Source organism: Terrabacter sp. BE26, assembly GCF_041941675.1.
GTDB lineage: Bacteria > Actinomycetota > Actinomycetes > Actinomycetales > Dermatophilaceae > Terrabacter.
The window spans coordinates 2,697,675-2,717,354 of record NZ_CP090122.1 but is presented as its reverse complement, the minus strand read 5'-3'; the positions used below and the strand labels follow the sequence as shown (position 1 = coordinate 2,717,354).

Annotated in this window: 16 protein-coding genes; all 16 read right to left on the bottom strand. The window is 70.7% G+C overall.

Features of this window, described 5'->3' with window-relative positions; genetic code table 11:
• Positions 1 to 12 precede the first annotated feature (12 nt).
• The 16 genes from LQK93_RS12575 to LQK93_RS12500 all read right to left on the bottom strand — a co-directional run bounded on the left by LQK93_RS12575 (position 13) and on the right by LQK93_RS12500 (position 19,616).
• Positions 13 to 1,356, bottom strand: coding sequence for a D-arabinono-1,4-lactone oxidase (locus tag LQK93_RS12575; protein WP_374968121.1), 1,344 nt, complete (start codon positions 1,354 to 1,356; stop codon positions 13 to 15).
• On the bottom strand, positions 1,349 to 2,530 hold the full coding sequence (locus tag LQK93_RS12570; protein ID WP_374968120.1) for an alanine racemase: 1,182 nt from the start codon (positions 2,528 to 2,530) through the stop codon (positions 1,349 to 1,351). The genes LQK93_RS12575 and LQK93_RS12570 overlap by 8 nt, the downstream gene beginning before the upstream one ends.
• Positions 2,531 to 2,662: 132 nt before the next feature.
• Positions 2,663 to 3,679 (bottom strand): polyprenyl synthetase family protein, encoded by a 1,017-nt coding sequence (locus LQK93_RS12565; RefSeq protein WP_374968119.1) that lies wholly within the window; start codon positions 3,677 to 3,679, stop codon positions 2,663 to 2,665.
• Positions 3,680 to 3,722: 43 nt separating this feature from the next.
• Entirely contained in the window at positions 3,723 to 5,336 is a 1,614-nt protein-coding gene (nuoN, locus tag LQK93_RS12560) for an NADH-quinone oxidoreductase subunit NuoN (protein ID WP_374968118.1), read from the bottom strand.
• Positions 5,333 to 6,934, bottom strand: coding sequence for an NADH-quinone oxidoreductase subunit M (locus tag LQK93_RS12555; protein ID WP_374971499.1), 1,602 nt, complete (start codon positions 6,932 to 6,934; stop codon positions 5,333 to 5,335). Before LQK93_RS12555 ends, nuoN begins: the two co-directional genes overlap by 4 nt.
• Before the next feature lie 20 nt (positions 6,935 to 6,954).
• Positions 6,955 to 8,940, bottom strand: coding sequence for an NADH-quinone oxidoreductase subunit L (gene nuoL, locus LQK93_RS12550; protein WP_374968117.1), 1,986 nt, complete (start codon positions 8,938 to 8,940; stop codon positions 6,955 to 6,957).
• 15 nt (positions 8,941 to 8,955) lie between these two features.
• On the bottom strand, positions 8,956 to 9,255 hold the full coding sequence (gene nuoK / locus LQK93_RS12545; protein WP_374968116.1) for an NADH-quinone oxidoreductase subunit NuoK: 300 nt from the start codon (positions 9,253 to 9,255) through the stop codon (positions 8,956 to 8,958).
• Entirely contained in the window at positions 9,252 to 10,040 is a 789-nt protein-coding gene (locus LQK93_RS12540; RefSeq protein ID WP_374968115.1) for an NADH-quinone oxidoreductase subunit J, read from the bottom strand. Before LQK93_RS12540 ends, nuoK begins: the two co-directional genes overlap by 4 nt.
• Entirely contained in the window at positions 10,037 to 10,894 is an 858-nt protein-coding gene (gene nuoI / locus LQK93_RS12535) for an NADH-quinone oxidoreductase subunit NuoI (RefSeq protein ID WP_374968114.1), read from the bottom strand. Before nuoI ends, LQK93_RS12540 begins: the two co-directional genes overlap by 4 nt.
• The gene (gene nuoH / locus LQK93_RS12530) at positions 10,887 to 12,317 is read right to left on the bottom strand and encodes an NADH-quinone oxidoreductase subunit NuoH (RefSeq protein ID WP_374968113.1); all 1,431 of its coding nucleotides are present in this window, start codon (positions 12,315 to 12,317) and stop codon (positions 10,887 to 10,889) included. The genes nuoI and nuoH overlap by 8 nt, the downstream gene beginning before the upstream one ends.
• Positions 12,314 to 14,797, bottom strand: coding sequence for an NADH-quinone oxidoreductase subunit G (locus tag LQK93_RS12525; protein ID WP_374968112.1), 2,484 nt, complete (start codon positions 14,795 to 14,797; stop codon positions 12,314 to 12,316). Before LQK93_RS12525 ends, nuoH begins: the two co-directional genes overlap by 4 nt.
• Positions 14,794 to 16,137, bottom strand: a complete 1,344-nt coding sequence (gene nuoF / locus LQK93_RS12520) for an NADH-quinone oxidoreductase subunit NuoF (RefSeq protein WP_374968111.1) — start codon at positions 16,135 to 16,137, stop codon at positions 14,794 to 14,796. The genes LQK93_RS12525 and nuoF overlap by 4 nt, the downstream gene beginning before the upstream one ends.
• On the bottom strand, positions 16,134 to 16,868 hold the full coding sequence (nuoE, locus tag LQK93_RS12515) for an NADH-quinone oxidoreductase subunit NuoE (protein WP_374968110.1): 735 nt from the start codon (positions 16,866 to 16,868) through the stop codon (positions 16,134 to 16,136). The genes nuoF and nuoE overlap by 4 nt, the downstream gene beginning before the upstream one ends.
• Complete coding sequence (locus tag LQK93_RS12510) at positions 16,865 to 18,268, bottom strand: NADH-quinone oxidoreductase subunit D (protein ID WP_374968109.1); 1,404 nt, start codon at positions 18,266 to 18,268, stop codon at positions 16,865 to 16,867. Before LQK93_RS12510 ends, nuoE begins: the two co-directional genes overlap by 4 nt.
• Positions 18,268 to 19,065 (bottom strand): NADH-quinone oxidoreductase subunit C, encoded by a 798-nt coding sequence (locus tag LQK93_RS12505; RefSeq protein WP_374968108.1) that lies wholly within the window; start codon positions 19,063 to 19,065, stop codon positions 18,268 to 18,270. The genes LQK93_RS12510 and LQK93_RS12505 overlap by 1 nt, the downstream gene beginning before the upstream one ends.
• The gene (locus LQK93_RS12500; protein WP_374968107.1) at positions 19,062 to 19,616 is read right to left on the bottom strand and encodes a NuoB/complex I 20 kDa subunit family protein; all 555 of its coding nucleotides are present in this window, start codon (positions 19,614 to 19,616) and stop codon (positions 19,062 to 19,064) included. The genes LQK93_RS12505 and LQK93_RS12500 overlap by 4 nt, the downstream gene beginning before the upstream one ends.
• Positions 19,617 to 19,680 lie beyond the last annotated feature (64 nt).

The following is a 19,680-nucleotide window of genomic DNA, read 5'->3' as shown; positions in this document are numbered from 1 at the left end:
AGGCACCCAGGGCTAGGCGCCGAGGACCCGGTCGAGGTAGGGGTTGGCGAAGCGGCGCTGCGGGTCGACCCGGTCGCGCACGGCCAGGAAGTCGTCGAAGCGCGGGTAGACGCTGCGCAGGTAGTCCGCGTCGCGGGTGTGCAGCTTGCCCCAGTGCGGCCGCCCGCGGTGGTTGACGGCGATCGCCTCGAAGGCGTCGAAGTACGCGCCGCGCGGCTGCCGGTGGTAGCGGTGGACGGCGACGTAGCAGCTCTCCTGCTCGTACGCCGTCGACAGCCACACGTCGTCGGCTGCAGCCACGCGGCACTCGACAGGGAACGAGATGCGCTCGTCGTGGGTGTCGACCCACGCCCGCAGCTCCTGGACCACCTCGCCCAGGGCAGCTCGGGGGAACGCCCACTCGGACTCCACGAAGCGCACCTCACGCGCCGTCACGAACACCTTGTGCGAGCTGTCGGTGTACTGACGGCTGCCGAGGGCCCGGGCCGCGACGGCGTTGATCCCCCTCGTGGAGCGCGGCACCCGGGTGGCGACGCGGTTGGTCAGCTCGAACACCCGGTTGCTCAGCAGGTCGTCGTCGAGCCTCTCCCGCCACGCCCGCAGCGGGCGCCTGGCCGTCCCCTCAGGCACCCGGTTGTTGCGCTTCGTCAGGGCCCGGTCGGTGTGTGGGAACCAGTAGAACTCGAAGTGGTCGTTCGTCTCGGCAACGGCGTCGACGTGGGCGAGGACGTCCGGGAGGCGCTCGGGCCGCTCGACGGCGTGGAGCAGGAACGCCGGCACCACCGCGACGGTGATCTCGGTGACGACCCCGAGCGCGCCGAGCCCGAGGCGTGCCGCCTGGAAGAGGTCGGGCTCCCGGGTGGGCGAGCAGTCGACGACCGACCCGTCGGCGAGCACCATGCGCAGGGCGCGGACCCCCGCCGAGAGGCCGGTGAGGCGCAGGCCGGTCCCGTGCGTGCCCGTCGCCGCCGCGCCGGCCAGGCTCTGCCGGTCGATGTCGCCGAGGTTGGGCAGGGCGTGGCCGAACGCCGCCAGCTCCTCGACGAGGACGTGCAGCGGCGTGCCCGCACGGACGGTCGCCTCGCCGCGCGTCGCGTCGATGGAGGTGATCCCGGTCAGCGCGCCGAGGCGCAGCTGCACCCCGTCGGTGACGGCCACACCGGTGAACGAGTGGCCGGCCCCGATCGCCTTGACGCGCAACCCTTTGCGGGCCGCCCGGCGGATCTCGTCGACGACGTCGGCCTCGCTGCGGGGGTTCGCCACCCGGGCGAGCCTGGAGGTCTCGGTGCCGGCCCAGTTGGTCCAGTCGACGCTGCGCACGACCTTGCCGGTGATGCCGCTGACGCTGTCAGCCAAAACACTGCCCTTCTCCGCGATACGTCGCGGCCCGTCCCACGACCCGGTCGCCTCCGTCGCTGCTGACGAGCACGAACTCCGTGAAGCGCTCGGCCAGCTCCCCCGCCTTGGCGTGCCGGAACCATATCCGATCTCCCAGTGAGAGCCGGTCGGCTCCGGACCCCCTGAGGGGCGTCTGCACCTCACCTGTGCCCTCCTGACGCAGCAGCTCGAGCTCCTGCTCCGGCAGCGGGCTCGGCACGCGGGACCAGCCGGGCGGGCCCGACGCGACGTAGCCACCCCCGTATGCCGTCACGAACCCGTCGCCGGGGCGGCGCACGACCGGGGCGGCGAAGTAGGCGCCCGGCCGCAGCGACAGGGCGTCGTAGCCGTCGAACAGGGTGGGGGCGAAGAGCCCCGAACCCGCGGCCAGCTCGGTGAGCGAGGGGTCCAGGTGGCTCACGTGGAGGCTCCCGGTGCCGCCGCCGTCGACCAGCTCGAGGTCCGCGAGTGCCTGCGCGGCGGCCACGACCTCGGCCCGCCGGGCCCTGAGCTCAGCGTCGGAGACGCGCTTCATCCTGCGGACCACTGGGGAGGAGTCGGGCAGCCCGGCGATCTGCGCCTCGTAGAACATCAGGCCCGTGACGAGCAGGCCGTGCTCCTGTGCCCGGCGGATGACCGCCTCGACGTCGGCGGCGGTGCGCGTCGGCGACCGCCAGACCCCGAGGTGTGCCGGACCGACGCGCAGGGAGGCATCGACGTCGACGGCCACCCGAAGGCCCCGGTGGCCCGGCACCTCGCGGGCGATGAAGTCCACGTGCTCGACGCTGTCGACCATGACCGTCACCGCCGGCGTCAGGGACGGGTCGGTGGCGAGCCGCGCCAGGGCCGGGACGTCGACGCTGGGGTAGGCGACGAGCAGGTTCGTGTGACCGGCGCCCGCCCACCAGAGAGCCTCTCGGACGGCGTGGCACATGAGGCCCTCGAAGCCGTCGTGGGCGAGCGCACGCTCGATGAGCGGCCGGCTCCGCAGGGACTTCGTGGCGATGCGGATGGGCCGGCCACCGGCCAGGGAGACCAGGGTGGCGGCGTTGGCGTCGAACGCGTCGAGGTCGACCACGGCGAGCGGCGCCGGCAGGCCGGCGGTCGCCGCCGACAGGCGCGCCGCGACCGGTTCCGACAGACGGCGAGGCATGCCCGGCACCCTACCGAGCGTCACCCGTGTCCCCCGAGAGGAGTCGGCTCGCTTCCCGCGCAGTCGAGTGGGCACGGTGCATCACGGCGTGTGAAGCACGTGCCCACTCGATGGGGGTGGGTTCGGGCGAGGTCAGCCGACGCGTTCGACGACGCTGAGGGCGAGGGCCTGCAGGGCCGCCTTGGCGTCGCTGTCGGGCAGCGCGTCGAGCAGGGCCTGCGCGTCGCGGGCGACGGCATACGTCTCCTCGCGGGCCTGTTCGAGCGCCGGGTGGGCGCGCAGCAGGCGCAGCGCCTCGGCGAGGGTGGCGTCGTCGCGGAGGTCACCGTCGAGCAGCTCGAGCAGACGTGCGTCGTCGGGATCGGCCGGGTCGGCCACGGCACGGAAGCGCAGCACGGCGAGCGTGTCGACTCCCTCCCGTAGGTCGGTGCCCGGCAGCTTGCCGCTGTCGTCGGCGTCGGAGGCGATGTCGATCAGGTCGTCGGCGAGCTGGAAGGCCACGCCGACCTTCTCGCCGTAGGAGCGCAGGGTCTCGACCGTCTCGGGCGAGCCGCCGCTGAACATCACGCCGTAGCGAGCAGCCGTGGCGATCAGCACGCCCGTCTTGTCGGCGAGGACGCCGAGGTAGTAGTCCACCGGGTCGACGCCCTCGGGGCACCCGCGGTCGTCACGGATCTGGCCGGAGCACAGCCGTACGAACGTCTGGGCCTGGATCAGTACCGCCTCAGCGCCGAGCCCGGCGACCAGCTCGGACGCCTTGCCGAAGAGCAGGTCGCCGACGAGGATCGCCGTCGAGTTGTCGTAGGCAGCGTTGACCGAGGCGACCCCGCGCCGCACGGTCGCCTCGTCCATGACGTCGTCGTGGTAGAGCGAGGCGAGGTGGGTCAGCTCGACCCCGGCTGCCGCGCTGACGACGTCGTCGTTGATGCCGTCGCCCAGCTCGGCAGCGAGGAGCGTCAGCACCGGCCGGAACCGCTTGCCTCCCGCCGCCACGAGGTGTCCCGAGGCCCTCGCGATGAAGGGGTCGTCGTGGTCGACGACCTGCCGCAGCAGGGCGTCGACCCGCTCGAGGCCGTCGCGCAGGCGCTCGGACAGCGCCGGCGAGGCGCCCGGGACACCGAGCACCGGCGGGGTGGCGTGCGTGGTCATTGAGGCCGTCGACCGTTCCGTCGACCGTCGAGCGACAGCGCCGTCATCGGACGAACTGCGACGCGCGGTCGGCGAGGTCGAGCAGCGCCGACGGCAGGACGCCGAGGGCGAGCGTGACGAGCGTGCCGATGGCGATCGAGAACGTCGTCGAGACGGACGGCGTCACGACCTCGACCGCGTCGTCGGGCGCCTCGCTGAAGAACATCAGCACGATGACCCGCGCGTAGACGAAGACCGTGATCGCGCTGCAGACCACACCGACGATGGCCAGGACCGTGCCCGTGGCACCGCCGGTGCCGACCGCTGCGGCGAAGACCGCGTACTTCGAGACGAACCCGGAGGTCAGCGGGATGCCGGCGAAGGCCAGCATCAGGAAGGCGAACGCGGAGGCCACCACCGGGTAGCGCCTGCCGAGGCCCGCCCACTGGGACAGGTGCGTCGCCTCGGCGCCGTTCTGCCGCACCAGGGACACGATGGCGAAGGCGGCGATCGTGGCGAAGCCGTAGGCGACGATGTAGAAGAGCACCGCGCCGACGGCCTTGCGGTCGAAGGCGAGCACGCCGACGAGGATGAAGCCGGCATGGGCGATCGAGGAGTAGGCGAGCAGGCGCTTCATGTCGGTCTGGGTCACCGACAGCACCGAGCCGACGACCATCGTCAGCAGGGCGACCAGCACGAGCGCGTTGGTCCACTCCCAGCGAGCCGTGTCGAGGCCGACGTAGGCCAGCCGCAGGATCGCGCCGAAAGCGGCGGCCTTCGTGCAGGCGGCCATGAACCCCGTCACCGGCGTCGGGGCGCCCTGGTAGACGTCGGGCGTCCACGCGTGGAAGGGGACCGCGCCCACCTTGAAGAGCAAGCCGACGAACACGAGGAACGCGCCGGGCAGCAGCAGGCCGTTCATGGCGAGCGGGCCGCTGGAGATCGCCCGGGACAGGTCACCGAAGTAGACCGAGCCGGCGTAGCCGTAGAGCAGCGCCGTGCCGAAGAGGAAGAACGCCGAGGAGAAGGCACCGAGCAGGAAGTACTTGAGCGAGGCTTCCTGCGACAGCAGGCGGCGGCGACGGGCGAGGCCGGAGAGGATGTAGAGCGGCAGCGAGAGCACCTCGAGCGCGACGAACATGCCGATGAGGTCGTTCGTCGTCGGGAAGAGCATCATGCCGAAGATCGCGAACATCGTCAGCGGGAAGACCTCCGAGGTCAGCGCCCCGGCGCGGGCCGCAGCCGTCTCGGAGGGCGAGCCGGGCGTCGACGCGCCACTGGGCGTGAACGCGTCGGGACCCACGCCGCCGAAGCGCTCGGCCATCGTCAGCACGCCGAGCACGCCGAGCAGCAGGATGGTGCCCTGCATGAAGAGGGCGGGACCGTCGATCGCCAGGGCGAAGAGCTGGTGGCCGCTCGCCCCGTCGGCCAGGCCCATCGTCAGGCCCTGGTGCTTGGCCGCGACGAAGATCGACGCAGCAGCGGCGAGCAGGCCCACAACCGAGAGGGTCACCTGGATCGCGTGGCGCCGCTCCCGGGGGGCGAAGGCCTCGACGAGGACGCCGACCAGGGCGACGACGAAGACGATGAGCAGCGGCAGGATCGCGAGGTAGTCGACGTTCGACTGCTGGAACGCTGCGGGAAGTGCGGGCAGCGCCAGCGGAGCGACGGCGGTCACTTCGAGCTCCCTTCGGCCACGGTGCCGGCCGGGTTGAGGTTCGGAATGGCGTGCTGGACGTACGACAGGGTCTTGTCGACGGCCGGGTTGATCACATTCAGCGCGAGGTTCGGGACGAAGCCGAGGACCAGGAACGCGGCGATGAGCGGGGCGGCGACGAGCTTCTCGCGTGTCGTCAGGTCGCGCACGGCGGTGAGTCCGCGGCGGCCGGCCTCGTCGAGACGGTCGTGCTCACGCGCGCTGACGAGCCCCTCGGGCCGCGGCCCGGTCGCGACCCGCTTGTACATCAGCAGGACGTAGAGGGCGGCCAGGATGATGCCGGAGGTCGCGATCACGGTGCCCACGGGCTGGGTCGAGAAGCTTCCGACGAGCACGAGGAACTCCGAGACGAAGCTCGACAGCCCGGGCAGCGCCAGGGCGGAGAGGCCTGCCACGAGGAAGATGCCCGCGAGGGCCGGTGTGATGCGCTGCCAGCCACCGAAGTCGGGGATGCGCTTGCTCCCCCGGCGCCGGATGAGCATGGCCGCGAAGAGGAACAGCGCCGCCGTGGAGAAGCCGTGGTTGACCATGTAGAGCGTGGAGCCGCCCTGACCCACGTTGGTGAAGGCGAAGATCCCCAGCACGATGAAGCCGAAGTGGCTCACCGACGTGTAGGACACCAGCCGCATCATGTCGGTCTGGCCGATGGCGAGCAGCGCACCGTAGATGACGGAGAGCACGGCGAGGGCGACCACGACCGGCGTGGCCCAGTGGCTCGCCTCCGGGAAGAGCTGGAGGCAGAAGCGGATCATCCCGAAGGTGCCGACCTTGTCGAGCACGCCGACGAGCAGCGTGGCCGTCGCCGGCGAGGACTCGGTGGCGGCGTCGGGCAGCCAGGTGTGGAACGGCACCATCGGCGCCTTCACCGCGAAGGCGAAGAAGAAGCCGACGAAGAGCAGCCGCTCGGTGGTCGGGTCCATGGACAGGCCGGTGAGGCGCTGGATGAGGAAGCCCTCGCTGCCGCCGGGGCCCTGGAAGTACAGGGCGATGACGGCGACGAGCATGATCAGGCCACCGGCCAGCGAGAACAGCAGGAACTTCATCGCGGCGTACTGCCTGCGCGAGCCGCCGAAGCGCCCGATGAGGAAGTAGACCGGGATGAGCATCGCCTCGAAGAAGACGTAGAAGAGGAACACGTCGGTGGCGGCGAACACCCCGACCATGAAGGTCTCGAGCACGAGGATCAGCGCGAAGTACGTCTTGACGCGCTGGGCGCCACGGGGGCCGGCCTCCTCCGGCACGTCGTGCCAGGCCGCCAGCAGGCAGATCGGCGTCAGCACGAGCGCCATGAGGATGAGCACGAGGGCGATGCCGTCGACGCCGAGCGCGTAGCTGACCCCGAGCTGCGGGATCCAGGCGTGCTGCTCACCGAGCTGGAACTGCGCCCCGGAGGAGCGGTCGAACGTCGTGGCGGCGACGATGCCGACGAGCAGCGTCACGAGCGAGAACCCGAGCGCCATCCGCTTCGCGTTGAGGGCGGTGCCCGGCACGAACGCCACGAGCAGCGCGCCGACGAGCGGCACGAGCATGAGGATCGTCAGCCACGGGGTGGCGGACATGGTGGTCGACACAGTCGTCATCAGGAGATCACCCAGAGTGCACCGAGGATGGCGACGACGCCCGCGAGCATCGTCAGGGCATAGGAGCGCGCGAAGCCGTTCTGCAGCCTGCGCAGGCGGGCGCTGGTTCCGCCGACGAGGGCGGCGAGGCCACCGGCCGCACCGTCGACGCCCTTGCTGTCGGCGAAGACGAGCGAGCGCGTCAGGTGGATACCGGGCCGCATGAGGAGGGCCTCGTTGACCTGGTCCTGGTAGAGGTCCTGGCGGGCGGCCTGCGTGAGCAGGCTGCCGGCCGGGGCCGTGACCGGCACGTCGTCACGCCAGTAGCGCAGCCAGGCGAGCACGCCACCGGCAGCGACGAGGACGAGCGTCAGGACGAGGAGCACGGGGACCGGGATCACGGGGTGGGCACCCTCGGGCTCGGCGCCCGTGACCGGCTCGAGCCAGCTGTTGAACAGGCCCGTCGGGCCGAGGATGAGACCGAGGAAGGCCGACCCGAAAGCGAGCACGATCATCGGGACCGTCATCAGCCGGCCCGACTCGTGCGGGTGCACGTCGTCGGTCCAGCGCTTCTTGCCGTGGAAGGTCATGAAGAAGAGGCGCGACATGTAGAACGCCGTGATGCCGGCACCGACGAGCGCTGCCGTGCCGAAGACCCACGGGCGCCAGCCCTCGCCGATGAAGGCGGCCTCGATGATCTTGTCCTTGCTCCAGAACCCGGAGAACGGGGGCACGCCGAGGATCGCGAGCCAGCCGATGCCGAAGGTGGCCCACGTGATCTTCATGGCTCCCGACAGCCCGCCGAAGCGGCGCATGTCGACCTGGTCGTTCATGCCGTGCATGACCGACCCGGCGCCGAGGAACATCCCGGCCTTGAAGAAGCCGTGCATGAGCAGGTGGAAGATCGCGAAGGCGTAGCCGACCGGGCCGAGGCCCGCGGCGAGCATCATGTAGCCGATCTGGCTCATGGTCGAGGCCGCGAGGGCCTTCTTGATGTCGTCCTTGGCGCAGCCGACGATCGCCCCGAAGAGGAGCGTGATCGCACCGACGATGACGACGACGAGCTGGGCGGTGGGGGCGGCCTCGAAGATCGGCGCGGAGCGCACGACGAGGTAGACGCCCGCGGTGACCATGGTCGCGGCGTGGATGAGCGCCGAGACCGGCGTCGGGCCGGCCATGGCGTCGCCGAGCCAGCTCTGCAGCGGGAACTGCGCCGACTTGCCGCAGGCGCCGAGCAGCAGCATCAGCCCGATGGCGGTCATGAAGCCCTGGTTGGCGTTGTTGCCCGCTTGGCCGAGCACCGTCTGGAAGTCCACCGCCCCGAAGTGGAAGAACATCAGGATGATGGCGATCGACAGCCCGAAGTCACCGACGCGGTTGGCGATGAACGCCTTGTTGGCGGCGGTCGCGTAGGCGGGGTTGTAGTTCCAGAACCCGATGAGCAGGTAGCTCGCGAGGCCGACGCCCTCCCAGCCGACGTAGAGCAACAGGTAGGAGTTGGCGAGGACCAGCAGGAGCATCGACGCGACGAAGAGGTTGAGGTAGGCGAAGAAGCGCCGCTTGTCGGGGTCGTGCTCCATGTAGCCGAGGGAGTAGACGTGGATGAGCGACCCGACGAAGGTGATGAGCAGGACGAACACCATCGACAGCTGGTCGACCAGCAGCCCGGCGCTGAGCTTGAACGCGCCGTCGTCGATCCAGTCGTAGAGGTTGACGTTCATGGCGCGCGAGCCCGAGTCACGGCCGAGCATGGCCACGAACACGAGCGCTCCGACGACGAAGGCGCCCCACGAGAGGACCGTCGCGAGCACCGGCCCGAACTTGTCGGTGCGGCGGCCGCCGAGGAGCAGGACGGCGGAGCCGAGCAGCGGCAGCGCGACGAGAAGCCACGCGTATGCCGTCACCCCGGTCGCGGCGTGCGCCTCACCTTCGTGCGCGGCGAGGCCCGCGGCATACGTGCTCAGCGTGCTCGGTGAGCTCGCGAGCGTCTGGACGAGAGTTCCCATTCTGGGCGGCGCTCCTTACAGCTTCAGCAGGTTGGCGTCGTCGACCGAGGCCGAGCGGCGGGCGCGGAAGATCGCCATGATGATGGCGAGGCCCACGACGACCTCCGCGGCGGCGACGACCATGACGAACAGGGCCATGACCTGCCCGTCGAGGGCGCCGTGCATCCGGGAGAAGGTGACGAGGGCGAGGTTCGTCGCGTTGAGCATGAGCTCCACGCCCATGAAGACGATGATCGCGTTGCGTCGCGTCAGCACGGCGGCCGCGCCGATCGCGAAGAGCAGCACCGCGAGGTAGACGTAGTTCATCGGGCTCACTTGGACCGACCCTCCTCGATCTCTCGCTCGATGTGGCGCTCGACGTCCTTGAAGCCGTCGGCGGTGGCGACCTGGTTGCGCGCGACGAGCACGCGCGAGACGGACAGGTCGCTGGGCGTGCCGTCGGGCAGCAGCGCCGGGGTGTCCACCGCGTTGTGGCGGGCGTAGACACCCGGCGCGGGCAGGCCCGCGACGTTCTTGTTCTCGCGGACGCGGCGGGCGGCCCACTCGGCCTGGGTGATCCGGGGCGACAGGCGCTCGCGGTGCGCGAGCACCATGGCGCCGAGGGCGGCCGTGATGAGCAGCGCGGAGGTGACCTCGAAGATCCAGACGTACTGGCCGAAGATCAGCTCGGCGAGACCGGTGACGTTGCCGGTCTCGGCGTTGCTCGCCACGAGCTTGTCCATGCCGGCCTGCACGGCCTGCTGGTCGACGACGGCCTGGCCGATCGAGAAGACGAGCAGCCCGGCGAGGCCGATGACGAGCAGGAAAGCGGCCCAGCGCTGTCCGCGGATGGTTTCGACGATCGAGTCGGCGGAGTCGACGCCGACGAGCATCAGGACGAAGAGGAAGAGCATCATCACGGCGCCGGTGTAGACGAACACCTGCACGACACCGAGGAAGTCGGCCTTCTCCATGATGTAGAAGACCCCGAGGATGCACATGACGACGGCCATGCCCAGGGCCGCATGGACGGCCTTCCTGGCGAAGAGCAGGCCCAGCGCGGCGAGCACCGCGATCGGGGCGAGCAGCCAGAAGCCGATGGCTTCGGCGGTGGAGGTCACGGGTTGGCCCCTTCCCTGGTCTGGGCTGCGGTCGGGTGCTCCGAGTGCACGAGGTCGTGGACCCCGGGCACTGCTGCCCCGGCGTTGCCAGGGCGCCCGGCGGCACCGGTCACCGAGGGGGCGCCGCTGTCGTCGTCGTCCTGGGCGTCGAGGTCATTGCCCTTGCGCGCCTCGCGGGCACGGACGTAGGCCTTCTGCGCCTCGGTCGGGCCGGTGACCTTGCCCAGGTAGTAGTCGCGCTCCTCCATGCCCTCGGCCATCGGGATCGGCGGCGGGAGCATGTCGCCCTGCAGCGGAGCGAGGAGCTGTTCCTTGGTGAAGATGAGCTTGGCCCGGTCGTTGTCGGCGAGCTCGTAGAAGTTGGTCATCGTCAGGGCGCGCGTCGGGCACGCCTCGATGCACAGGCCGCAGAAGATGCAGCGCAGGTAGTTGATCTGGTAGACGCGGCCGTAGCGCTCTCCGGGGCTGAAGCGGCCGGTGCCACCCTGCTCGAGCGGGGTGTCGTCGTTGTCGGCGCCCTCGACGAGGATCGCGTCGGCGGGACAGGCCCAGGCGCACAGCTCGCAGCCGACGCACTTCTCGAGGCCGTCGGGGTGGCGGTTGAGCTGGTGGCGTCCGTGGAAGCGCGGCGCCGTGGGGCGCGGCTTCTCGGGGTACTCCTCGGTCGCCACCTTGCGGAACATCGTCCCGAACGTCACCCCGAAGCCGGCGACCGGGGCGAAGAGCTCGGCCAGGAAGCCCTTGCCGCGCTCGTCGTTGCCGGACCGCTGCTCGCGCGGCGTGCCGACCTCGGAACCCGGCCGGCCGGCGGGGCTCTGGGGCGACACGTCCTTGCCCACGGTGTCGTCAGCCATGGTCCTCCTCCTTGGCGGTGCTCGAGCTGGTCGAGCTGGTCGTGCTGCCGGTCAGAACCGGCTGGCGGGACGCGGCCCCCAGTCGCGGCGTGGGCTCGGCCAGGCGCTGGCCGGGCAGCGGCGGCACCGGGTAACCACCGGCGAACGGGTCGATCTCCTCCGGCGGGGTCTCGTCCTCGGCGGCGGCGCGGGCCGCGCGCCGGTCGTCCCAGATCCACGCCGCTGCGAGCGCGATGACGGCGACGATGCTGACGATGACGACCGTGGCCACCGAGAGCTCGCGACCGGCGAAGGTCAGCTTGCCGTCACCGAGGAAGCCGAGCTGGGCGCCGCGGATGAACGCGACGGCCACGACCCAGGCCAGGGTGATCGGGATGAGGAACTTCCAGCCGAAGCGCATGAACTGGTCGTAGCGCACGCGCGGCAGCGAACCGCGCAGCCAGACGAAGATGAACATGAAGAACCACAGCTTGGCGGTGAACCACAGCAGGCCCCACCAGCCGCCGCCGAACATGTTGTCGTTGATCGCCGAGATGATCGGCGGGGCCTGCCAGCCACCCAGGAACAGCGTGGTGGCCAGGGCCGAGACGGTGAACATGTTGACGTACTCGCCGAGGAAGAACATCGCGAACCGCATCGAGGAGTACTCGGTGTGGAAGCCACCGGTCAGCTCGCCCTCACCCTCGGCGAGGTCGAACGGCAGTCGGTTGGTCTCTCCGACCATCGTGATGACGTAGACGGCGAAGCTGAAGAACGCGGGGAGGATGTACCAGAGCGAGCTCTGCGCCGACACGATCGTCGAGGTGGACATCGAGCCGCTGTAGAGGAAGATCGCGACGAGCGAGAGCCCCATGGCGATCTCGTAGCTGATGACCTGGGCGGTCGAGCGCAGGCCACCGAGCAGCGGGTAGGTCGAGCCGGAGCTCCAGCCCGCGAGGATGATGCCGTACACGCCGACCGAGGCGACGGCGAGCACGAGCAGCGCGGCGACGGGCACGTCGGTGACCTGGAGCGGCGTGTGGTGGCCGAACATCCAGACGGTGCCGCCGAGCGGGATGATGGCGAACGACACGAAGGCCATCGTCGCGGCGATGAGGGGCGCGACCGTGTAGACCAGCTTCTCGGCGTTGGCCGGCGTGATGTCTTCCTTGAGCATCGACTTCATGCCGTCGGCCAGCGTCTGGAGCAGGCCGAACGGGCCGTTTCGGTTGGGGCCGGGGCGCTGCTGCATGCGGCCGATGACGCGGCGCTCGAACCAGATGACGAGCAGCGTCGAGACCAGCAGGTAGACGAAGATGCCGACGGCCTTGATCAGGGCCAGCCACCACGGGGTGTCGCTGAAGTCGGCCACCGGGTTCTCCGTCGTGGGGAGCGTCGTGGGCAGCGCTGCCGCCACCCCGTATGCGGTCACGGCGAGACTCATGCCGCACCACCCTTCGTGACGTTGACGCGGCCGCCGGCATCGCTGCCGAGGCCGGTGCGGACGGAGCAGAGTCGCGAGTTCGTCGGGAGCCAGACGACGCCGTCGACCATGCCCCTGGTGACGACGGCGGGCAGGGTGACGTGGCCGGCGGGGCCGGTGACCGTCACCTCGTCGCCATCGGCGACGCCGAGCTCGGCGGCCGACGAGACGGACAGGCGTGCGACCGGCAGCGGCGCGGTGCCGGCGAGGAAGGGCTCCCCGTCCTGCATCCGGCCGGCGTCGAGCAGCGTCGGCCAGGTCGCGAGGACGAAGTGCCCCTCACCGGCCGGGGCCGAGGCCACGCGCTGACCGGCAGGAGCCCCCGTGGCGCGGGCGCCACCCCACGGGCCGAGGGCCTCGAACTGGGCGTGGATCTCGCGCTGGGTGCGGGTCTCGAGGAAGACGCCAAGCTCGCCCGCGAGCATGTCGAGGGCGCGGTGGTCGCTGAGCTTGTTGCTCTCGAGCGCCTCGTCGAAGGCACGGACGCGGCCCTCCCAGTTGACGTAGGTGCCGGTCTTCTCGGCCTGCGACGCGACCGGGAGCACGACGTCGGCGACGGCCGTGACCGGCGACTCACGCAGCTCGAGGGAGACGACGAACGCCTTCTCCAGCGCCGCGGCGGCAGCGGGGTCCCCGAGGTCGGACGGGTCGACGCCACCGACGAGCAGCGCGTCGATCTCACCCGAGGCGGCAGCGGCGAGGATGCCGGCGGTGTCGCGGGCCGAGGTGGCCGGCAGTTGGGCGACGTCCCACAGGCGGGCGACCTCGGCGCGGGCGGCCGCGTCCGAGACGGGACGCCCACCGGGCAGGAGCGCACCGAGCGCGCCGGTCTCGAGGGCGCCTCGCTCCCCCGCCCGGCGCGGCACCCACGCGAGGCGAGCACCGGTCGCGGCAGCGAGGTCGGCCGCGGCCGACAGGGCACCGGGCGAGGTGGCGAGGCGCTCACCGACGAGGACGACCCCACCGGCCGCGAGGGCCTCGCGCGCCGCCGAGCCCACGGGCGTGGCGGCCAGGTCGGCGAGGACGGACGCCTCGTGACCGGGGACGGTGGGCAGCAGCGTGGCACCGAGCTTGGTGAGGCCGCGCGTCAGGTGGCTGGTGGCGGCATACACCCTCGTCTTGTTCCTGCGGTGCGCCTTGCGCAGGCGCAGGAAGACGATGGGGCTCTCGTCCTCGGGCTCGAAGCCGACGAGGAGGACGGCGGGCGCCTTCTCGAGGTCGGCGTAGGTGACGGCGCCACCCTCGGGGCCGGTCGCGGCGACGTGCTCGGCGAGGAAGGCGACCTCCTCGGCCGAGTGCGGCCGGGCGCGGAAGTCGACGTCGTTGGTGCCCAGCACGACGCGGGCGAACTTGCCGTACGCGTACGCGTCCTCCGCGGACACCCGGCCACCGACGAGCACGCCGGCTGCCTTGGAGCGCGAGAGCCCGGCAGCAGCGGCGGCCAGCGCCTCCGGCCAGCCGACGACGCGCAGCTCGCCGTCGGCGTCACGCACCATCGGGAAGTCGATGCGGTCGGGCTGGGTGGCGTAGGTGAACGCCCAGCGGCCCTTGTCGCAGTTCCACTCCTCGTTGACGGCTGCGTCCTCGTCGGCGAGGCGGCGCAGGACGACCCCACGGCGGTGGTCGGTGCGCATGGCGCAGCCGCTCGCGCAGTGCTCGCAGACGGACGGCGTCGACACGAGGTCGAACGGGCGGCTGCGGAAGCGGTAGGCCGCACCGGTCAGCGCGCCGACCGGGCAGATCTGGACGGTGTTGCCCGAGAAGTAGCTCTCGAACGGCTTGTCCTCGTAGATGCCGACCTGCTGGAGCGCACCGCGCTCGACGAGCGCGATGAACGGGTCGCCGGCGACCTGGTCGGAGAAGCGGGTGCAGCGGGCGCACAGGACACAGCGCTCACGGTCGAGCAGCACCTGCGAGGAGATGTTGATCGGCTTGGGGTAGGTGCGCTTGACGTCCACGAAGCGCGACACCGGGCGACCGGCGCTCATCGCCTGGTTCTGGAGCGGGCACTCGCCGCCCTTGTCGCAGACCGGGCAGTCGAGCGGGTGGTTGATGAGCAGCAGCTCCATGACGCCCTGCTGTGCCTTGTCGGCGACCTCGGACGTGTTCTGGGTGTTGACGACCATGCCCTCGGACACCGTCATCGTGCACGACGCCTGCGGCTTGGGCATCGGCCGGACGTTGCCCTCGCGGTCGGGCATCGCGACGTCGACGAGGCACTGGCGGCAGGCGCCGACCGGGTCGAGGAGGGGGTGGTCGCAGAAGCGCGGGATCTCGATCCCGATCTCCTCGGCGGCCCGGATGACGAGCGTGCCCTTGGGCACGCTGACGGGCACGCCGTCGATCGTCAGGCTGACGTGGTCGGGGCCCGCCGGGACCTGGGCGTTGCCGCCCTTGTCGACGGCGTTGCCACCCGCGGACGGGGAGCTCGTGACGGTCATGCGGACACCATCCCGCTGGACTCCTTGGTCTGGGCCTGTGCCTGGACAGGGAAGAGGACCGACTGCTCCGGCGGGAACAGCTCGTGCGCCGGCGTGTGCATGCCGGCCTCGAACTCCTCGCGGAAGTACTGGACGGCCGAGGTGATCGGGCTGGTCGCCGCGTCACCGAGCGCGCAGAAGCTGCGGCCGAGGATGTTGTCGCAGATGTCGACGAGCTTGTCGATGTCCTCCTGCGTGCCTCGGCCGTTCTCGATGCGGTTCATGATCTGGCGCAGCCACCATGTGCCCTCACGGCACGGGGTGCACTTGCCACAGGACTCGTGGGCGTAGAAGTCGGTCCACCGGGCGACGGCCCGCACGACCGAGACCGTCTCGTCGAACACCTGGAGCGCGCGGGTGCCGAGCATCGAGCCGGCCGCGGCGACCGAGTCGAAGTCGAGCGGCACGTCGAGGTGCTCCTCGGTGAAGATCGGCGTCGAGGAGCCACCCGGCGTCCAGAACTTGAGCTTGCGGCCCCCGCGCATGCCCCCGGCGAGGTCGATCAGCTCGCGCATCGTGATGCCGAGCGGCGCCTCGAACTGGCCGGGGTTGGTCACGTGGCCGGAGAGGCTGAAGATGCCGAACCCGGTGGACTTCTCGGTGCCCATGCTCTTGAACCAGTCAGGGCCCTCGAGGATGATCCCGGGCACCGAGGCGATGGACTCGACGTTGTTGACCGACGTCGGCCGGGCGTAGAGGCCGGCGGCGCCGGGGAACGGCGGCTTGAGGCGCGGCTGGCCACGACGTCCCTCGAGCGAGTCGAGCAGCGCCGTCTCCTCGCCGCAGATGTAGGCGCCGGCGCCGGCGTGCACCGTGATGTCGACCTTGACGCCCTTGCCCCCGACGTCCGTGCCGAGGTAGCCCGCGGCACGGGCCTCCTCGACCGCGCGCAGCAGCCGGCGGTAGACGTGGACGACCTCACCACGGAGGTAGATGAACGCGTGCTCGCAGCCGATGGCGTACGAGGAGATGATGACGCCCTCGATGAGCGCGTGCGGGTTGGCCATCATGAGCGGGACGTCCTTGCACGTGCCCGGCTCGGACTCGTCGGCGTTGACGACGAGGTAGCGCGGACCGCCGTCGGGCGGGCTCATGAACGACCACTTCATGCCGGTCGGGAAGCCGGCGCCACCGCGACCGCGGATGCTGGAGTCCTTGACGGCGTCGATGATCGCCTGGGGCTCCATCTCGAGCGCCTTGGTGAGGGCCTTGTAGCCGTCGTGGCGCTCGTAGGTCGCGAGGGTCCAGGACTGAGGCTCGTCCCAGAACCTCGTGAGGATCGGGGTGAGGGTGTCGGTCACTTCGCGTCCTTCCCGTCTGCCTGCGCACCGGGCGCGGTCCACCCGCGCTCCTTGGCGATCTTGAGGCCGACCAGCGACGCCGGTCCGGCGCCCACGCCCTCGTCGGCGCGGCCGTCCTCGAAGCCCGCGAGCACCCGCGAGATCTCCTTGAACGTGCACACCTTCGCGGCGCCGCGCGTCGGGGCGACGTCCTTGCCGGCGCGCAGGTCGTCGACGAGGCCGATGGTGCTCTCGGGCGTCTGGTTGTCGAAGAACTCCCAGTTGGCCATGACGACGGGCGCGTAGTCGCACGCGGCGTTGCACTCGAGACGCTCGAGGGTGATCCTGCCGTCATCGGTCGTCTCGTCGTGGCCGACGCCGAGATGCTCCGAGACGCGGTCGAAGATCAGGTCGCCGCCCATGATGGCGCAGAGCGAGTTGGTGCAGACACCGACGGTGTAGTCGCCGTTGGGGTGGCGCTTGTACTGGGTGTAGAAGGTCGCGACCCCGCTGACCTCGGCCTCGGTGAGGTCGAGGATCTCGGCGCAGAAGGTCACGCCGCGGCCCGTCACGTAGCCGTCGACCGACTGCACGAGGTGCAGCAGCGGCAGCAGCGCCGAGCGCTTTCGGGGGTAGCGCGCGATGACCTCGTCGGCATCCGCGTGCAGCCGCTCGAGGACGTCGGCGGCATACGGCGCCTTCGACTCGGGGCTGACGTGCAGGAAGCCCGAGGCGTCATGGCCAGCGCTCATCGGTCCACACCTCCCATGACGGGGTCGATCGAGGCCACGGCGACGATGACGTCGGCGATCTGGCTGCCCTCGCACATCGCGGCCACGGCCTGCAGGTTGTTGAAACTGGGGTCGCGGAAGTGCGCCCGGTAGGGCCGCGTGCCGCCGTCGGAGACCAGGTGGCAGCCCAGCTCGCCCTTGGCGGACTCGACGGCCTGGTAGACCTGGCCCGGCGGGACCCGGAAGCCCTCGGTGACCAGCTTGAAGTGGTGGATGAGCGACTCCATCGAGCTGCCCATGATCTCGCGGATGTGGTCGAGGCTGTTGCCCAGGCCGTCGCTGCCGAGCGCCAGCTGCGCCGGCCAGGCGATCTTCTTGTCCTCCACCATGACCGGGCCCTCGCTCGCCTGGAGGCGGTCGGTGGCCTGCTCGATGATCTTCAGCGACTCGTACATCTCGTCGATGCGGATGCGCAGGCGGCCGTAGGCGTCCTGGCTCGTGCGGGTGATGACGTCGAAGTCGTACGTCTCGTAGCCGCAGTAGGGGTCGAGCTTGCGCAGGTCGTGCGGCAGCCCGGTCGAGCGCAGCACGGGCCCGGTGATGCCCAGGGCCATGCAGCCCGCCAGGTCGAGCACGCCGACGTTGACGGTGCGCCCCTTGAGCACCGGGTTCTCGTTGAGCAGCGCCTCGAGCTCGCCGAGGCCGCGGCGGATCTCGGGGACCATCTCGCGCAGGGCGTCGATGGAGCCGGGCGGCACGTCCTGGACCACGCCGCCGGGGCGGATGTAGGCGTTGTTCATGCGTAGGCCCGTGATCATCTCGATGACGCGCAGCAGGCGCTCGCGCTCACGGAAGGCGACGGTCATGACCGTCGTCGCGCCCATCTCCATGCCACCGGTGCCGAGGCAGACCATGTGGCTGCTGATGCGGGTCATCTCCATCATCAGCACGCGGATCACACTGGCGCGCTCGGGGATCTGCTCCGTGACGCCGAGCAGCTTCTCGATGGCGAGGCAGTAGGCCGCCTCCTGGAACATCGGCGTGAGGTAGTCCATGCGCGTGCAGAACGTGACGCCCTGCACCCAGCTGCGGTACTCCATGTTCTTCTCGATGCCGGTGTGGAGGTAGCCGATGCCCGCGCGGGCCTCGGTCACCGTCTCGCCGTCGATCTCGAGGATCAGCCGCAGCACCCCGTGGGTGGACGGGTGCTGCGGACCCATGTTGACGACGATGCGCTCCTCGCCGAGCGAGGTGGCCTCGTCGACGAGGTCGTTCCAGTCGCCGCCGGCGGCGTTGAAGACGTGGGCCCCCTCGCTGGCCTGCTCGTCGGCGCTCGAGGTCGCGTAGATGTCGTGGGTGCCGTGGTCGGGCACCTCGGTCTGCGTGAACTCGGTGTGGATCGGGTCGGTGTGGGTGCTCATCAGTTGTAGGACCTCCGCTGGTCCGGCGGTGGGATGGTGGCCCCCTTGTACTCGACGGGGATGCCGCCGAGGGGGTAGTCCTTGCGCTGCGGGTGGCCCGGCCAGTCGTCGGGCATGAGGATCCGGGTCAGGGCGGGGTGGCCGTCGAACTCGATCCCGAACATGTCCCACGTCTCGCGCTCGTGCCAGTCGTTGGCCGGGTAGATCGAGACGATGGACGGGATGTGCCGGTCGTCGTCGGGGCACGAGACCTCGATGCGGACCCGCCTGCCGCCGTGGGTGATCGACAGGAGGTGGTAGACGGCGTGCAGCTCCTCGCCGGCGCGGTCGGGGTAGTGCACCCCGGAGACCCCGGTGCAGATCTCGAAGCGCAGTGACGGGTCGTCGCGCAGCACCCGGGCGACGGCCGGCAGGTGCTCGCGGCGGACGCGGAGCGTCATCTCGCCGCGGTCGATCACGACGCGGTCGACGGCCTCGGCATACGAGGCCGTGCCCCCCACGAGGCCGCGCTCGAGGTTGTCGGCGATCTCGTCGAAGTAGCCGCCGTAGGGCCGCGAGGCCGCCCCGGCGACGAGGATCGGGCGCTGCAGGCGGGAGTAGCCGCTGGTGTCGCCGCCCTGGGTGACGCCGAACATGCCGCGGCGCACGCCGACGACCTCGGGCTCGAGGCCGGCAGCGGCGCCCTGGCGGATCTCGACCTCGTGGGGCGTCAGGCCGGAGGTCTGCGTCTTGGTCGTGTCGGCGTTGACCGAGGGGGTCGTGGCGTCGTCGGCGGCCTTCTTGTCGGCGTCGCTCATGCCAGCAGGCCCTTCATCTGGTGCGTCGGCGTCGCGGAGAGCGCGGCGGCCTCGGCGGCCTCGGCCGCCTTGACGCGGTTGACGCCGAGGGGCGAGCTCTCGATCTGGTGGTGCAGCTCGATGATGGCGTTGAGCAGCATCTGCGGGCGCGGCGGGCAGCCCGGCAGGTAGATGTCGACCGGGATGATGTGGTCGACTCCCTGCACGATCGCGTAGTTGTTGAACATGCCGCCCGAGCTGGCGCAGACGCCCATCGCGATGACCCACTTGGGGTTGGGCATCTGGTCGTAGACCTGACGCACGACGGGGGCCATCTTCTGGCTGACGCGCCCGGCCACGATCATCAGGTCCGCCTGGCGCGGGGTCGCCGAGAAGCGCTCCATGCCGAAGCGGGCGATGTCGTAGTCGGGGGTGCCGACCGCCATCATCTCGATGGCGCAGCACGCGAGGCCGAACGTGGCGGGCCAGATCGAGGCCTTGCGCATGTAGCCGGCCAGGCCCTCGACGGTCGAGAGCAGGAACCCGGCTGGGAGCTTCTCTTCGAGACCCATTGCTTACTCCTTAACTTTCCTGACGAACCCGGTGGACGCGTGCCGCACGGAGCGGCGTGGTCCG

Bases quoted from the DNA above. Each gene is read 5' to 3' on its own strand.
- LQK93_RS12570 (WP_374968120.1), bottom strand. From the start codon at position 2,530: ATGCCTCGCCGTCTGTCGGAACCGGTCGCGGCGCGCCTGTCGGCGGCG.
- nuoL (WP_374968117.1), bottom strand. From the start codon at position 8,940: ATGGGAACTCTCGTCCAGACGCTCGCGAGCTCACCGAGCACGCTGAGC.
- LQK93_RS12555 (WP_374971499.1), bottom strand. From the start codon at position 6,934: ATGTCCGCCACCCCGTGGCTGACGATCCTCATGCTCGTGCCGCTCGTC.
- LQK93_RS12500 (WP_374968107.1), bottom strand. From the start codon at position 19,616: ATGGGTCTCGAAGAGAAGCTCCCAGCCGGGTTCCTGCTCTCGACCGTC.
- LQK93_RS12505 (WP_374968108.1), bottom strand. From the start codon at position 19,065: ATGAGCGACGCCGACAAGAAGGCCGCCGACGACGCCACGACCCCCTCG.
- nuoE (WP_374968110.1), bottom strand. From the start codon at position 16,868: ATGAGCGCTGGCCATGACGCCTCGGGCTTCCTGCACGTCAGCCCCGAG.
- nuoH (WP_374968113.1), bottom strand. From the start codon at position 12,317: ATGAGTCTCGCCGTGACCGCATACGGGGTGGCGGCAGCGCTGCCCACG.
- LQK93_RS12510 (WP_374968109.1), bottom strand. From the start codon at position 18,268: ATGAGCACCCACACCGACCCGATCCACACCGAGTTCACGCAGACCGAG.
- LQK93_RS12525 (WP_374968112.1), bottom strand. From the start codon at position 14,797: ATGACCGTCACGAGCTCCCCGTCCGCGGGTGGCAACGCCGTCGACAAG.
- LQK93_RS12565 (WP_374968119.1), bottom strand. From the start codon at position 3,679: ATGACCACGCACGCCACCCCGCCGGTGCTCGGTGTCCCGGGCGCCTCG.
- nuoI (WP_374968114.1), bottom strand. From the start codon at position 10,894: ATGGCTGACGACACCGTGGGCAAGGACGTGTCGCCCCAGAGCCCCGCC.